Here is a 15,399-nt window from a genome sequence, read left to right as displayed (position 1 = left end):
TCAATATTTCGGCAGGCCGGGCGGGTTGGTCTCCGACGCCGGCAGGGCCTCCTCGGACAGGTGCCAGTGGTCGAGGATTTTTGCGTATGTGCCATCCTTGATCAGGCCGTTGGTGGCGACAGTCAGCGCGTCGGCCAGCCCGCTCCCCTTGCGGGTGGTGATCGCAACATCCGAGCGATCAGGCCAGCCGGCGCTCAGCGTGCCGACACGCCTGATGTTCTTGTCGCGCGCGGCAATGAAGACGAGCTGCGCATGCGGCTGGACGATGACATCGGCCCGGCCGGACCGCAGCGCGAGAAGACTTGCTGCCTCGTCGTCGTAATATTGCAGCTCGATCGGCTTCAGGCCGGCGGCGACATCTTCCTGGCTCCACTTCACCAGGATACGCTCCTGGTTGGTGCCGGCGCCGACGATGATCCTGAGGCCGGCGGCGTCCTTCGGCTCCTTGATCGAGGTGACGGCACTGTCGGATTTCACGAAGAAACCATGCAGCCCCTGGCGGTAGGTGGAGAAATCGAATTTCTCCTTGCGCTGCTCGGTGACGCCGACATTGGAGATGACGGCGTCATATTTGCCTGAGGTCAGGCCGAGTGGCCAGTCGATCCAGGCGACGGGCACGATCTCCAGCGTCAGGCCGAGGCTGTCGGCAATGGCATAGGCATAGTCGGGATCTGCCCCGACCACCGACTTGGCGTCCGTGGCATAGGTGGCAAGTGGCGGGCCGCCGGGGCTGACGGCGATGGTGAACTTGCCGGGTGTGACGAACTTGAATTCCCTAGGAATGGCAGCGATGGCCGCATCGTTCCTGGCGGCATGAAGCCGGCCCGGCTGTTCCGGGCTCAGGTCAAAATCCTCGGCCGCGTGGGCGGAACCGAAACCAGTCAATGCTGACACCAGGGCTGCGAAGAGCAAAGTGCGAGATGTCGGATGGATCGTCACGTTCAATATGTCTCCGTTTGCGTCGAGAAGTGGGAACGGACCGGCGCGCTACCCTGTAACGCCGGTCCACCAGACCAAGATTACGAACCGCTCTTCGGCAAGCCGGGCGGGTTGGTCTGAGCCTTGTCGATTGCCTCGGGACCGAGGTTCCACGTATCGAGGATCTTGCGATAGGCGCCACTGGCGATCAGATCGTTGACGACATCGGTCAAGGGCGCTGCCAGGCCACTGCCCTTGCGTGTGGTGACGGCAATTTCTGCCGTGATCGGCCAACCGCCGCTGACGGTGCCGACGAGCTTGGTCTTGCCGTTTATCCCGGCCGAATAGGCCTGCGTCGCGTTTACGCTGAAGACGGCATCGGCTCTGCCGGACTGGACGGCGAGATCCTTGACCGCATCGTCGTCATAATATTGCACCTCGATCGGCTTCAGGCCGGCGGCGACATTCCGGCGGTCCCATTCCAGCAGGATCTTCTCCTGGTTGGTGCCGGCATCGGTGATGACCTTCAGGCCGGCAATATCCTTCGGCTCCTTGATCGCCGCAATCGGGCTGTCGGCCTTGACGTAGAAGCCGAGCTCATCCTTGCGGTAGGTCGAGAAGTCGAATTTCTCCTTGCGCTCTTCCGTGACGGTCACGTTGGAGATCACCGCATCGAACTTCCCCGAGGTCAGCCCCAGCGGCCAATCGGCCCAGGCGACGGAAACGAGCTCGAGCTTCAGCCCCAGGCTGTCGGCGATCGCCTGCGCCAGATCGACGTCGTAACCGATAACGGTCTTGGAATCGGAGGCATAATCGTGCAGCGGCAGATTGCCGCTCGAGCTGATGCCGACGGTGAAGACGCCGTTTTCGACGAACTTGAAGTCCTTGACTTCGGCAATGCGCTTCTCGTTCTTTTCCACCCTCAGCCGGTTCGGCTGCTCGGGGCTGAGATCGAATTTCTGCTGCGCCTGAGCGGAACCGAAACCGATCGCGGCAATGGTGACGGCTCCCGTTATCAGCAGCCTTGCCCTATCTGTAAATGTCATGCCCCTTCTCCATTTCATCTTTAGGTTGTAGTTATTGTCATTCAGCCAGAGCAGCCCGTCGCGGCCCGGCATTTCGCCAGCGCTATCGGGCGCTAGAGAACCTTGGCGAGGAATTCCCGTGTTCGGGGATGTTCCGCTTGCGTGAAGATGCGGGCCGGCGGGCCGGCCTCCAGAATGCGGCCGCCGTCCATGAAGACGACGGTGTCTGCGACTTCGCGGGCAAACCCGATTTCATGGGTGACGATGACGAGCGTCGTACCGGTGCGGGCAAGCTCCTTGATGACATCGAGCACTTCGCCGACGAGTTCCGGATCGAGCGCCGAGGTCGGCTCGTCGAAGAGCAGCACCTTGGGACGGAGCGCCAGGGCGCGGGCGATCGCCACGCGCTGCTGCTGGCCGCCGGAAAGCTGGCGCGGATAGGCGTTGATCTTGTCGCTGAGGCCGATGCGGGCCAACAGCTCCTGCGCCAATTGCACCGCCTCCTCGCGGCTGACGCCGCGCACCTGGACCGGCGCCTCGATGAGGTTTTCAAGCACGGTCAGATGCGGGAACAGATTGTAGCTCTGGAAGACCATGCCGATATCGGCGCGGCGGGTGAGAATATCCTTTTCCTTGAGCTCGTAGAGCGTGTCGCCCTTCCTGCTGTAGCCGACGAAATCGCCGTCGACCGAGATGAAGCCTTCATCGACACGCTCCAGATGGTTGATGGCACGCAGAAGCGTCGACTTGCCGGAACCGGACGGGCCGAGGATTGCGGTCACGCTGCCGGCGGGAAGGCTGAGCTCGACATCATCGAGCACCTTCAGCGAGCCAAAGCTTTTGGAAATACCATGGATACGCACCGCACCACCCGTCCGCAGGGCCGCCGCATCATCGAAGCCGGGCCTGCGCACTCGCTCGCTCGCCGTATCGAGAGCTAGCAGCGGACGGCGGAAGCGTTCGAAGAATGCCTGGAAGGGCAGCGGTGTCGGATTGCGCACGGCACCCTTTGAGAAATAGCGCTCGATATAGTGCTGGGCGACCGACAGCACCGTCATGATGATCAGATACCAGACGGTCGCGACCATCAGCAGCGGAATGACTTCGAGATTGCGGCGGTAGATCACCTGGACGGTATAGAAGAGCTCCGGCAGCGCCAGCACATAAACCATGGATGTGCTCTTCGCCAATCCGATCAGCTCGTTAAAGCCGGTCGGCAGGATCGAGCGCATGGCCTGCGGCAGAACGATGCGGAAAGCCTGGCGGCGGCGCGGCAGGCCGAGTGCGGCGGCGGCTTCCAGCTGACCATGATCGACTGAAAGGATACCGCCGCGCACGATTTCCGCAAAGAAGGCCGACTGGTTGAGCGTGAGGCCGAGAAAGGCGGCGGCAAAGGGTGTCAGCAATTGCACGGTGGGATAATCGAGGAAGACGGTATCGGTGAAGGGGATGCCGATCTTGATCGTCTCATAGAGATAGCCGAGATTGTTCAGGATCAGCAGCAGCACGATGACCGGGATCGAGCGCAGCAGCCAGATATAGCCCCAGGAAAGACCGGAAAGCAGCGGCGACTTGGAAACGCGGGCAAGCGCCAGCGCCGTTCCGAGAATGGAACCGGATATGGCGGCAAGCGCGGTCAGGAGCAGCGTCCTTCCGAGGCCGACGAGCACGGGCTCGGCAAAGAACCATTCGGCAAAGACGCTCCAACCCCAGCGCGGATTGGTGAAGGTGGAATAGAGCACGGCGATGATGACGAAGGCGGCGAACACCGTGCCTGCCAACCGTTCGGGATGGCGCGCCGCCACGATCCGGTACCGGGAATAGTCCTTCGATTCTGCCGTCCTGCTGCCGGGGTCGATGCCGGCGAAATCCGTCGTCAGTGCCATTGTGCTTCCCTTTTATGATTGTCGGTCTTTGCCGCTTTCAGTAATTTGCGCCGGCCACGCGCAACCGCGGCTCGGCATCGTCGAGAGCAGGCTCGGCGAGATGGGTGATGTCCTTTTCGAAAGGCAGGCTCTTGTAGATCTCGGGATCGGCTGACGTGTCGAAGAGCGCGGTGTAGCCATAGTTCAGATAGAGGCCGACGGCCTCGGGTTGGCGAAAGCCTGTCGTGAGATAGATGCGGGCATAGCCCTGGCGGGCGGCCTGGGCCTCCAGCTCCACCAGCACCTTGCGGGCAAGGCCCTGCCGGCGCAGATCGGAGCGCGTCCAGATACGTTTGAACTCGGCCGTGCGTTCGTCATAATGCTTGAAGGCGCCGCCGCCGATGGTTTCGCCATCGCGGATCAACAGCAGAAAATTGCCATCCGGCGGCGCAAAGGCTTCGGGGGGATAGCGGTTGAGCTCGGCGGCCGCACCTTCGGCATTGAAATAGGTGCCGTAGCGGCTGTCATATTCGTAGATCAATTCATCAATCAGCGGCTTGGCGCGCGGGTCGAGAGGACTGGTATAGAGAAACGTATCGCTCATATCGTTCATCACCCGTTGTCATCAGTGAGGAAGGTTTCGGCGAGCCGCACCCAATAGCGGGCGGCGGGCGCGATGATCGCGTCGTTGAAATTGTAATGGGCGCTGTGGAGAGGAGCGCTGTCGCCATTCCCGACGAAGAGGTAGCTGCCGGGGTTCGCCTGCAGCATGAAGGCGAAATCCTCGCTCGCGGTTCTCGGTCGGAAATCCTTCTCGATCGCCGCTGGACCAAGAGCGTCATATGCGACCCGGCTGGCGAATTCGGTTTCCCCGGCATGATTGACCAGCGCCGGAAAGCCGAGGCGATAATTCACATCGGCCTCGGCGCCGAAGCTTTCGGCCTGGGCATGGGCAAGGGCCGGAATGCGCTCTCGCAACAGTTGACGGACGATTTCGCTGTAGGCCCGCATGGTCAGCTGCATCTCGACGCTTTCCGGGATGACGTTCGAGGCGGAGCCGGCATGGATCGAGCCGACGGTGACGACCGCCATCTCCTGCGGATCGACATTGCGCGAGACGACGCTCTGCAGCGCGGTGATGAAGGCGGCCGAAGCGAGCACCGGATCGACGGTGCGGTGCGGTTCGGCGCCATGGCCGCCCTTGCCGATGATCTTGATGATCGCCTTGTCAACCGAAGCCATGGCCGGGCCGGCGACGAAGCCGAATTGGCCCGTCGGCACACCCGGCCAATTGTGCAGCCCGAACACCGCATCGACAGGAAAACGCTCGAACAGACCTTCCGAAATCATCTTACGGGCGCCGGCGCCAATCTCCTCGGCGGGCTGGAAGATCAGCCGCAGCGTGCCGTTGAAATTGCCGTTCTCTGAGAGATAACGGGCGGCGGCGAGCAGGATCGCGGTATGTCCGTCATGGCCGCAGGCGTGCATGACGCCGGGATTGCTGCTGGCATAGGCAAGCCCGGTCGCCTCCTCGATCGGCAGCGCATCCATGTCGGCGCGAATGCCGATCCGCTTCTTGCCGTCGCCGCGCCGGAGGGTGGCGACGACGCCGGTGCCGGCAATGCCCGTCGCCACCTCGTAGCCCCAGGCGGAAAGGTGAGATGCCACAAGCTTGCTGGTTCTGAGCTCCTGGAAGGCAAGCTCCGGATATTGGTGCAGATCGTGGCGAAGTGCGATGATCTCGTCGAGGTAGGCAGCGATGCCCTTCTCGACCGGATCGTTGCTGCGCGGGTTTTGAGCGATGATATCCATGACGGTTCGCCGGCGCTTCAGGCGCCGACGGCCTTTCCGCGTTCGAGCTGCTCCGCATCCGCCGCATAGCGGCTTTCGCGGAAGGGCAGGCCGAGATGGTCGCGCAGCGTCTCACCCTTCAGGACCGGATCGAAATAACCGCGCTCCGTGAGGATCGGCAGAACGTATCTGGAGAAATCGTCGAAACCCTCGGCGATGACGGGAAAGCCGAGAATGAAGCCGTCGGCCGCGCCCTGATCCACCCAGCGAATGATTTCGTCGGCGATATGCTCGGCGGTGCCGATGAAGGCGGTGCGCGGCGTTGCCGAATCGAGCGCGACCTGGCGGAGCGTCAAGCCCTTCTCCCGCGCCGTCCGTTTGATGCGGTCGGTGGTGGCGCGGAAATTGTTCCTGCCGATATCGCCGAGTTCGGGGAACGGCTCGTCCAACGGATAAACACTGAAATCATGATGATCGAAGAAGCGGCCGAGATAGAGCAGCGCCTCCTCTATCGTGACGAGGTTGCGGATCGCCTGGTACTTGGCTTCCGCCTCTTCCTGCGTCGCCCCGACGATCGGCCCGATACCCGGATAGATGCCGACTTCCGCCGCCGGACGCCCATGAGCGATGACGCTGTCCTTCAACTGGCGATAAAAGGCCTGCGCCTCCTCGAACGGCCCGCCATTGGTGAAGACGGCATCGGCATGCTTGCCGGCGAGCCTGATGCCGGAATCCGAGGCGCCCGCCTGGAACACGACCGGCTGGCCCTGCTTGGAACGGCCGATATTGAGCGGTCCCTCGATACGGAAGAACCGGCCCTTGTGATTGAGGCGATGCATCTTCGTCTTGTCGGCATAGACGCCGGTCTCGCGATTGCGCACGAAGGCGTCATCGTCCCAGGAATCCCATAGACCCTTGATCGCATCGATATAGTCCTCGGCGATCTCGTAGCGCAGTTCGTGTTCGGGATGTTCGCGGCTGTAATTGCGCCCCGAACCCTCGAGCGGCGAGGTCACCGCATTCCACCCTGCCCGGCCGCCGCTGATGAGATCGATCGAGGCGAACTGGCGGGCAATGGTGAATGGATCGCTGTAGGAGGTCGAGACCGTGCCAACGAGGCCGATTTTCGAGGTCGAGGCGGCAAGCGCCGAGAGTATGGCGATCGGCTCGAACCGATTGAGGAAATGCGGGATCGACCGCTCGTTGATATAAAGCCCGTCGGCAACGAAGGCGAAGGCGATGCCGGCCGCCTCCGCCTTACGCGCCGTCTTGACGAAGAAGTCGAAATTGACGCTGGCATCGGCCGGTCCGCTTGGATGTTTCCAGGCATTCATGTGGCCGCCGGGACCTTGCAGCATGATGCCGAACGTGACGTGTTTCTGAGCCATGGGATCAATCCTTCTTGGAAACGGTCAGGCGACGAGGGAAAGCCGCTCCGCGGCGAGCAGTTCGATGGAGGCAAGACGCTCGGCGACCGAAAGCGCCGGCGTGTCGAGCACGAACTCCTTGACCCCGTAGCTGCGGTGAAGCTCGTCCAGCTCCTTGCGGATCTGCTTCGCCGTGCCATGCAGCACGCTCGGCACCTTTTCCTCAGTGCGGTAATCGGTGACGCCGGCCTGGCGGGCGAATTCGGCCGCCTGCTCCTCGCTGCCGACATTCACGGTCTGGCCGTTCGGCAGGAACACCTTGACGATGCGCAGTTTGCCGACGCGCTCGCGGGCGTAGTCCTCGCTTTCAGCGGCAAAGGCTGCGAGCGCCAGGATCGGAGGCTTGCCGCCGGATGCCCGCTCATAGGCCTCGAAGGTCCTGCGCAAATTGTCCGGATCGCCGTTCAGGTGACCGGCAAAAACAAGTTCCCAACCCTTCTCGGCGGCCAGCTCGGCGCTTTCGACGCTGGCGCCGAGCAGGAAACGTTCGGGAGCCATCGGCGGGAAAGGGGTCGCCTGCGCACCGTCGTAATTCGGGTCGGCGGCGAGATAGGTGTTGAGATCGGCAAGCTGGCTGGCAAAATCCGGCTTCCTGGATGGATAGACGGCTAGCTGGAGAGCGCGCGTCGACAGCGGAAAGCCGCCCGGCGCCTTGCCGACACCGAGATCGACGCGGCCGGGCGCAAGCGAAGCCAGAAGATTGAAGGTCTCCGCAACCTTATATGCGCTGTAATGCTGCAGCATGACGCCACCGGAGCCGATGCGGATTTTCGACGTCTTTGCGAGAAGGTAAGCTATCAGCGCCTCTGGCGCAGAGCTCGCCAGATTGGACATGTTATGATGCTCGGCGACCCAGAAACGGTGATAACCAAGTTCCTCGGCCCGGGCAGCAATCTTGACCGTCGCCCGCAGCGCATCTGCGGCGGTTAAACCCTGTTCGATCGGGCTTTTGTCGAGAAGACTGAGGAGGTAGGTCATGACGTCACGATCGGATCCCTGGTTGCAAAGCTTAGTCTATAAAATCAGTAGACAAATATCATTATAAGAAATGACATTCTCTTTCGAACACGCTGAGTGAAAAAAAGATGGCCGCACATAAGATGGAAATCGCCCGCCAGAACTGGGTCTCACCGGCAGCGGAGGGCTTCTTTCAATCGACCACTCAAGGATCAATTTTCCGGTCGAAAGGGCGTAAGTGAATGAAGCTGTCAGAACAGCTAAAGCCGATCAGCGACCTCAAGGCGCATGAGCCGACGATCCTTCGGACACTGAAGGATCATTCGCAGCCGGTCGTCATTACGCTTCACGGAGAAGCGAAAGCCTTCAGGACGGTGGCCAATATGAAGAACACAGGAGACGCTGGCGCTCCTGAAGATGCTTGCGCACCAACCGGCAGGTCGAGGAGGGCAACTGCGCCCGCTGCGGAATCCTTCTCGCGCATCTGCAAACGTCTGGCCGACAGCCAATCCCAATTCCTTATGGTGTTCTTTTCGCTGAAGACGCGGAACGCGACATCGAGAGCCCATGCACCGAGCCTGAGGGATTTTCCAACCCGTACACTGGCCTGGCCGCCATCAAGGGCGTGTTACCGCATAGGCGCACATTATGCGCGCGTCGTCCTTGCCCCCATATCGTGAAGCTGACCTGCTTCTACGAGCAGGCAAGCTATACGATCCCGCAGTACCATGGCCGATTCCTGCCTGAGGACAAGCGGCCCTAACCGCCCTTATCTCATAACCCATTGATGCCATAGCAAACGTTCCGTTAACCAGAAGTAATATCGCCTATTACTTCCGCCGCTTGGGATGGACTTGTGCATTTCTCCCTCACTTCCGAGAAGGATTCGTTATCGAAGTGAGGTCTTCAAGGTGTTCTGACGTTCCCATAGGTCGTAGCACCGTAACCGACAGTCTTTCGCGGAGGCCGACACCAGGCAGTAGACCCAGCCACAAACTGTGAGGCTCGCAAGAATTTGCCGACCTCTTCGAACGCGCCAACCGTGGCGAGGAAATCACCATCATACGCGGCGACGCCGTCTATGCCCGCATCGGTCCAGCCGATACGACATTGTCGAAAAGGGCCTGCTGCACGCCCGTTGCAGAGCTTGGACCTCTTGCATTGGTGGCACCTCCATCCATACGACCCGCAAAACCAAAGAGCTCTTTCGAAGGCTTTTGGGATGGAGCTCTTCATAGCAGCCTGCAGAGACTTTTGCCCGCTTAGCCACCGCCGCCGCCCGCATCGAGCCCAAGACCTATCCAAATTTCCGTCCGGCCGGCGCATTTGCCCGCAGAAGAGCCATCAGCATCGGGCCGATCGCGAATTCTCCCTTTTCGCTTCGTCGTGTCAGGCCACGAAGATAGCCACCGGCCGAATTAATGTGGCCACCGCGCTCCAGGATGCATGCCATGACGGTTGCCGCGTTTTCCGGACCCATCACATTGGCGGCCTCTTCGTAGGCCGACGGACTGACGCCGAGCATCGAGCGAACCTTGACCGCCGCGGTCATCAGATCGCGCCAGTTGCGGATGATACCGCCCGGACCATAGGCGAGAATTTCCGGGCAGGCTTGCAGAACCAAGCCGAGCGGGAAGGATTTCAGTCGGTCACTATCATTGCGGCCGCCTGTCCGTAGACTGTGCTCTTTCTCGCACCGACTCGAATGGGCTGCCTCAGCTCTACCCTCTTCTGACGTCGCGGCCCGTCGCCCGTTGTCTTGCTCCGGCATCGCGCCCTGCTTCGTGTCGAAGTCTGGTTCAAGTTCAGAATTAGATTCGGGATTCGAATTCTGTATGTGGCGCTCAATATAATTGGCATTGCCGCGCTCTTTTATTGATTCAATCCGAATTTCCAACCGGTTAAGGACATCTGCCCGCAGAGTCGTCAATTCATCCAGCAACAGTTCGAGCTGCGACGCCGTCGGGGATCGGGGCAGGCCTTCGATCAGGTCTCGGAACTCGCAGTACAGGCCTTGCCAGTCGCCAGGGATCTGTTCCTCGACGGCTGCTTCGATCAATTTTGCGATGTCGCGACGGCAGAGAGTGATGCGTTCGCGCAGACGCTGGACATGCAGCCGCTCGGCCATCACTTCGGCTGCGAGTTGTTCGATCTCGCTAGCACGGGCAAGCAGTGGCGCGAGCGAGAAGCCGAACGCCTCGTTGACCTCCCCTGCCCTATTCCTGCGGACATAACGCTTGCCGTTGGGGCTGTCCTTGCGCAACAGCAGACCTGCCTGGACGAGCGCGGCGAGATGACGCCGGACGGTCTGCTCGGCCATGCCGTGCGTTCTGAGCGAAAGCTGGATGTTTGATGGGAATACGATCAAACCGTTTTCCTGCGCCAGCTCGTTCTTCGGATAAAAGCTCAAAAGAGCGTTGAGTACGGCAAGCGCTCGATCGCTGATGCCGAGAAGCGGCTTTGCTTCGCAGAGCGCGCGAAACAATCTCCACTTGTCGACGGACTGATCAGTCTTGATCTCGCGTGCCATTACCTGGCTTGTGAGCATGCCAAGCGTCATTAACCGCCGCCCGAAGGGCGTCGTCACATTCCCGGTTTCCATATCTTCCACCTCAACGAGGCAAAAGAAATCCGCTCGCCAAAACGGCGCCAAAAACTCTTGACAGCGATTCTCGGAAGTGCGATTCTCGGAGGTGTTCAAGACTACGAGGAAAGCTTCCGTGACGGTGACGTTCGGGGGCTTTTTTCTTTTGCGCGTTATCTCCTATCCGGATTGTCAGCTGACAATCCGGTCTGACTGCCTCATTTTCCCTCATTCTCCTCTTCGAACTCGGCGGCGAGGCTTACCAACCGCTGAGCCAGGAATTCCGAAAACGCCGCCGATTTGACGGTGATGCGAAAGGTTTTGCCGGAGCGGGCCACCAAAGCAAGCGGAGCGCCCCCCTGGGCCCGGAGGGTCTGCTCGGCCCGCTGCGGTGGGGTCTTCTCCTCCAGCGCTTTCCAGATGACATCAAAGCGGCTGTTGGTGTCCAACGCCAGGAAGCCGCGGGCACCGATTGCGGCCTGGGCCTTCTTCTGCCCGCCCGTCTCCCTGAATTTTTCGGCAAACGCCAGCCAGCGCGGGCGTCCAACCTTGGGAGCCGGCCCAATGGCGAGAATAATCTCGGGGTCGATGGTCTGAGCCACCTGCAGGAGCCGTGAGGTTTCCGGCTTGTCGGTTGTCAGCGCCGTGGCGATCATCTCGCGGCTGAATCCATGCTCATCCAGGCGGCGCGCAAACAGTGCCCGCTCGATAAAACTCAAGTCGACTCGGGGGCCGTTTTCCTGGCCCTGTGCGAGGATCAGCTCTTCATCCGTGAGCTTTCGCACGACGGCCTTGACGGGAACCCCGATCTCTGCCGCGGCTCGCAGGCGCCTGTGGCCATAGGCGGCCTGGTAGTGCCCAGCCCTTACCGGGTCCGGCCGTACCAGGATCGGAACCTGCTGGCCGCTGTCCCGGATCGATTGCTTCAATCGCTCGAACTCTGCATCCCTATCGACCGGGATACGGTCGCGGATAAAGGACATTTCGACGGCAGCCGGATCGATCTCCAGTACCTTGTCGCCGGAGGCCAGCGATTCACGCAGCGCCTTGGCGGCAGCCGCTTCCTCTCCCAACCGGCCAAGCGACAAATTCATCGCCTTGACCGCTCCCGATGGGCGGTGCGGCGGCTGCGCGATTGGCGCCTCCGGCCGTGTCGGCTCGACGGCGCCGACCATGCTTTTCAGGATGTCGCGTCCCTTTGGGCTCATGTCCTGCTCCATGCGCTGCGGATGAGTTGCTCGACCTCGGCATTGACGCTGTCGACGGATTCCACCCCGCGGTCATAGGTCTGACGATGCATCGTCTCGCGTCCTGCCTCGTAGATTGTCTGCTTAGAGAGTCCCGCATCCGAGACAGCCGTCGACTTGACCATCATCGCCGTCAGCACGCGCTCGCCGAAAAGACTGCGCAAGAAGGCGACGATCTGCGCCTGCGGCCCATCATTGGGCTCATAGCGGGTAATGAGATAACGCATCCAGTCGTAATCCAAATTGCCGCCTGCCTGTTTGACTACGGCCAGGAGGTCGGAGGTCATCGTCAGGAACTGGTTCATCGACGCCACGTCGAGCATCTGCGGATGGACGGTGATCAGGACGGAGGTTGCGGCGCAGAGGGCAGACAGCGTCAGGAAGCCCAGGGTCGGTGGGCAATCGATGATGACGACGTCATAGTTCTGCTCCAGCGAATGCAGCGCATTACCGACCCGCATGAAGAACATGTCCTTGTCGTCGCGGTTGGTGTCGGCAAGCGCCTTTGGCGTATCGTGTTCGAACTCGTGCAGTTCGAGATTGCCGGGAATGAGATCGAGCCCGGGGAAATAGGTCTGACGGACGATGTCGCTAACATCGCGGCGCGTCTCGTCATATTTAATGGCGCCGTAAAGTGTCTCGTTTTCGCCGACATCGAATTCGGGCTGATATCCAAGCATCGCCGACATCGACGCCTGCGGATCGAGGTCGACGGCGAGCACGCGGTAGCCACGCAGAGCCAGGAACTGCGCCAGGTGGACTGATGTCGTCGTCTTGCCGGAGCCGCCCTTGAAATTGGTCACGGCGATCACCTGGAGATGGTCGCCCGGTCGGCGCATCGGCAGATAGGAGGGTTTGGTGCGCCCTAGGTGCTGGCGCATCGCATGGATTTCCTCGAGCGAGAATACCCGACGGCCAGCCGCTGTCTTTTCCGGACTGATGCTCTCGACCTGGGCGGCGAGATGACGAACATAGCTGTCGGTGACGCCGAGCAGCTTGGCTGCCTCGGTGCTGCTGAACCGCCGCAACGATTTGCGGGCATTGGGTGAAAACAATCGCTCGAACAGCACCTGCAGCTGGCTGCCGAGCATCGTCGAGTCCTGCGCAATCGTCTCGTCGATCGAGACTGGACTCGCTCTCTTGGCTTTCTCAACAATCGCGACCTTGGTCGGCATTCACGCAAATCCTGATAAATCGAGTGATTTTGCGCAAATGATCGTGAGTCTGCTGATTCCGTCAAGCGGTTTCTTGGGTGGCCAATCTATTATAAAATGGATTCTGCAAAAAAATCATGTGGAATTCCGGAATCTTAGCACCATTGTCAGCTGACAACGACGGCCTGCTCCGGGTCGATGAAAGCCAGCCTCAAAGTATCGCGGCACATAATCGATACGACTCAGCGTCGCTAGCGCTCCATCCAAGCGCACCTTCGGACGCCTGGCATAGACCGATCAGGTTGTTCGATTTCTCATTTGTAGGCGGACGAACGGTACAGGTTTTCGGCTTCCAGCCCGCGGACGGGTTCATTGCCGGAAGGCTTGTCATTTGCGTCCTGGGTTTCGGCATCGCGGCGTGACGCTGCAAGGGCCAGCATTTGTTCGAGACGGCCCGCATTGAGCGGAGCGCTTATTCCCTTGAAGTTCATTGACACATCCTTCGTCATATTGCGTGAAGCCGCAGAGATAAGCGTAATTCGAACCCGCCGATAACCGCCAGGCAGCGTTATCACCATCTTTTCCTGGGGCCGGGAAGAGGAGGGCCTCCATCTTTCAGGTGGTTCAAAAATGCAGCGACCGGCGGCCACGATGGGGATTTCGGATCACTCTGCTTACCAAGTTGGAAAGGAGCCTCGCAGACACAGGCCGGGCGTGAAAGGAAGGCGGCCCATCTTTGATAGCAAGGGCGAGCCGGCACTGCCGCTGATCATGCTTCATCGCGGTCGAGGTCTTCCTGCAGAAGCGCTTTGCTGCGCAGCCTATCGGGGTGAGGGGACATTCGGCCTTGGTCTTCTCCGCCCCAATCTAAGTCGGCGAGCAGCTGGTATCAGAGGGGTGGGGCTTCGGTTGCGTCAGGAACCTGTCAATGGCCAAGCGATCACAGTCCTAGTCCTGTGCCGGCGTCAGAACGGGGTCATAGCTGTAATCATGCCGGGACGACGCGGCCTCCACGTCGAAGATTGCAATAGCGCGCTAGGCGAATCAGGCATCAGCCGATATGATCGGCAGGCCAGCGGGTTCACGCAGTGTCGTTCAGCTCCCGAGCCAGTCCCCCACCTATACGCTCCGCAAAACCACGATCCTTCCTAGAGGAACTGATTGATGAGTTTGCTTCCGTATACGGAATTCTTCTTTGTTTACTGCATGTTTACCATAACGCCCCCGATCGCCGCCAAGCCCGCATCGCCGCCCATCCGCGCGCCTTTGTCATTTGGTGCTACGTGAGGAAGGGGGTGAGCCTATCGCGCCTTCGTTGCCTCGCGATTGGTAAAATGCGCGTTGCCCAAACCTGTACCGATGGTCAGCACGGCCCATCTCGACACGTCGTTCATATAAGGGATCTGCGACAATCCCTGCACGACGGCATCGTTGTGCATCATCACGAATGTGCTGTCGTCGCCGATCTCGGGAATGGCCTTCATCAGCGCGGCGGGAAGGTTGAAGCTGTCGCTCTCCCAGTTTCCGCCCGGCAGGTTCTGTCCGCCGCGTTCGATGGAGCCATCGGCTTTGATGATTCCGGGGCATGCGATCCCGATGATGGGCGCGGGTTTGAGATTGGCTTTCTCAGCCTTGCCAATCAGATCCTGCAACATCGCGGCCAATCTCTCGATGGTTGCGGTACGGCTTGGCTCGTCGTCGGCGTGGCGCCAGATGGCTGATTCCCAGACGCTCGCATCTTTAAAATTCGGTACGTCGTTCTTTCCGAATTTAACGACGCCGGCGCGAACATTTGTCCCGCCGATGTCGACGGCGAGCATCGCCTCGTGGCCTTTGAAAGTCCACGGCGGCATCAGGTGAACCGCGCCGATCAGTCCGGCCTCATCGGGATGGTGAACGATCGGCACCACCTCGACATCAATGCCCGCCACCTTGAGAAGAACCATGGTCCTGGCGATCGCCAGCTCGCCAAAACGGCTCTGCCGCAAGCCACCGCCGACGACGATGCGTTCCGTCCTGCCCCAGCGCTTGTCTTTGAGGAACTTTCCGATCACGTCGGCAAAGTCCTGGGAAAAGTCCTCCACCGCCCCCATGACCAATGCCGCCGCCTCCATATCGTCGCCTTTCAGAAAGGCATCGATCTTCTTCTTGGAAAGCTTCGCCGTCGCGGTCTTGCCGATCGGGTCATCTCCGACCTTGCGGATGCGCTTTCTCCAGTCGTCGAGCTTCTGTTGGAAAGTCTTCTTGTTGGCGTTGTCGCCAACGAAACCATCCTTGTCACGCAGTTCGTTGTTGTAGTCGTCGATCGTCACCAATGGCAGATTTAAAGCGCCATGTGCCAGCGGGGCGTTGACCTCATCACGGGGATCAGAACTGCTTTTGGCCATCAATGTACCTTCTACGGCGCGAGTGCTCGAACGGGCGGCGAGAT

At 60.3% G+C, this 15,399-nt stretch carries 12 protein-coding genes and 2 pseudogenes; 2 read left to right on the top strand and 12 right to left on the bottom strand.

The window, feature by feature from the left end:
* From FHX10_RS12005 to FHX10_RS11975, 7 genes are all read right to left on the bottom strand, one after another.
* On the bottom strand, positions 1 to 939 hold the full coding sequence (locus FHX10_RS12005; protein WP_028756188.1) for an ABC transporter substrate-binding protein: 939 nt from the start codon (positions 937 to 939) through the stop codon (positions 1 to 3).
* Between the two features lie 80 nt (positions 940 to 1,019).
* Positions 1,020 to 1,964, bottom strand: a complete 945-nt coding sequence (locus tag FHX10_RS12000; RefSeq protein WP_028756189.1) for an ABC transporter substrate-binding protein — start codon at positions 1,962 to 1,964, stop codon at positions 1,020 to 1,022.
* A 92-nt stretch (positions 1,965 to 2,056) separates the two neighbouring features.
* Positions 2,057 to 3,829 (bottom strand): amino acid ABC transporter permease/ATP-binding protein, encoded by a 1,773-nt coding sequence (locus FHX10_RS35445; RefSeq protein ID WP_184389339.1) that lies wholly within the window; start codon positions 3,827 to 3,829, stop codon positions 2,057 to 2,059.
* Positions 3,830 to 3,866: 37 nt separating this feature from the next.
* Positions 3,867 to 4,424: a GNAT family N-acetyltransferase gene (locus tag FHX10_RS11990; protein WP_028756190.1), complete on the bottom strand. Its 558-nt coding sequence runs from the start codon at positions 4,422 to 4,424 to the stop codon at positions 3,867 to 3,869.
* Entirely contained in the window at positions 4,421 to 5,620 is a 1,200-nt protein-coding gene (locus FHX10_RS11985) for a M20 aminoacylase family protein (protein ID WP_184389337.1), read from the bottom strand. Before FHX10_RS11985 ends, FHX10_RS11990 begins: the two co-directional genes overlap by 4 nt.
* 17 nt (positions 5,621 to 5,637) lie before the next feature.
* Positions 5,638 to 6,987 carry an LLM class flavin-dependent oxidoreductase gene (locus FHX10_RS11980; protein ID WP_184389334.1) on the bottom strand — a complete coding sequence of 450 codons (1,350 nt, stop codon included), beginning with the start codon at positions 6,985 to 6,987 and terminating at the stop codon, positions 5,638 to 5,640.
* Positions 6,988 to 7,011: 24 nt separating this feature from the next.
* On the bottom strand, positions 7,012 to 8,004 hold the full coding sequence (locus FHX10_RS11975) for an LLM class flavin-dependent oxidoreductase (protein WP_184389331.1): 993 nt from the start codon (positions 8,002 to 8,004) through the stop codon (positions 7,012 to 7,014).
* A 221-nt stretch (positions 8,005 to 8,225) separates the two neighbouring features.
* Between FHX10_RS11975 and FHX10_RS11970 the strand changes: the two are divergent.
* Positions 8,226 to 8,495: pseudogene (locus FHX10_RS11970) on the top strand (type II toxin-antitoxin system Phd/YefM family antitoxin); the annotation flags it as partial.
* A 502-nt stretch (positions 8,496 to 8,997) separates the two neighbouring features.
* A pseudogene (locus FHX10_RS35665) lies at positions 8,998 to 9,087 on the top strand (prevent-host-death protein); the annotation flags it as partial.
* 193 nt (positions 9,088 to 9,280) lie between these two features.
* Here the strand turns inward: FHX10_RS35665 and repC are convergent.
* The 5 genes from repC to FHX10_RS11945 form a co-directional block, all read right to left on the bottom strand.
* Positions 9,281 to 10,585 carry a plasmid replication protein RepC gene (gene repC / locus FHX10_RS11965; protein WP_184389475.1) on the bottom strand — a complete coding sequence of 435 codons (1,305 nt, stop codon included), beginning with the start codon at positions 10,583 to 10,585 and terminating at the stop codon, positions 9,281 to 9,283.
* 200 nt (positions 10,586 to 10,785) lie between these two features.
* Positions 10,786 to 11,775, bottom strand: coding sequence for a plasmid partitioning protein RepB (gene repB / locus FHX10_RS11960; RefSeq protein WP_028755938.1), 990 nt, complete (start codon positions 11,773 to 11,775; stop codon positions 10,786 to 10,788).
* Positions 11,772 to 12,989 (bottom strand): plasmid partitioning protein RepA, encoded by a 1,218-nt coding sequence (repA, locus tag FHX10_RS11955; RefSeq protein ID WP_028755939.1) that lies wholly within the window; start codon positions 12,987 to 12,989, stop codon positions 11,772 to 11,774. Before repA ends, repB begins: the two co-directional genes overlap by 4 nt.
* A gap of 293 nt (positions 12,990 to 13,282) precedes the next feature.
* Positions 13,283 to 13,459, bottom strand: coding sequence for a hypothetical protein (locus tag FHX10_RS11950; protein WP_164735883.1), 177 nt, complete (start codon positions 13,457 to 13,459; stop codon positions 13,283 to 13,285).
* Positions 13,460 to 14,269: 810 nt separating this feature from the next.
* Positions 14,270 to 15,355, bottom strand: a complete 1,086-nt coding sequence (locus tag FHX10_RS11945) for an ROK family protein (protein ID WP_184389328.1) — start codon at positions 15,353 to 15,355, stop codon at positions 14,270 to 14,272.
* Positions 15,356 to 15,399 lie beyond the last annotated feature (44 nt).

The sequence above is a fragment of the Rhizobium sp. BK591 genome, assembly GCF_014195045.1.
Lineage (GTDB): Bacteria > Pseudomonadota > Alphaproteobacteria > Rhizobiales > Rhizobiaceae > Rhizobium > Rhizobium anhuiense.
Note: the sequence above shows the minus strand (reverse complement) of the source record. Positions and strands in the feature narration are given on the sequence as shown.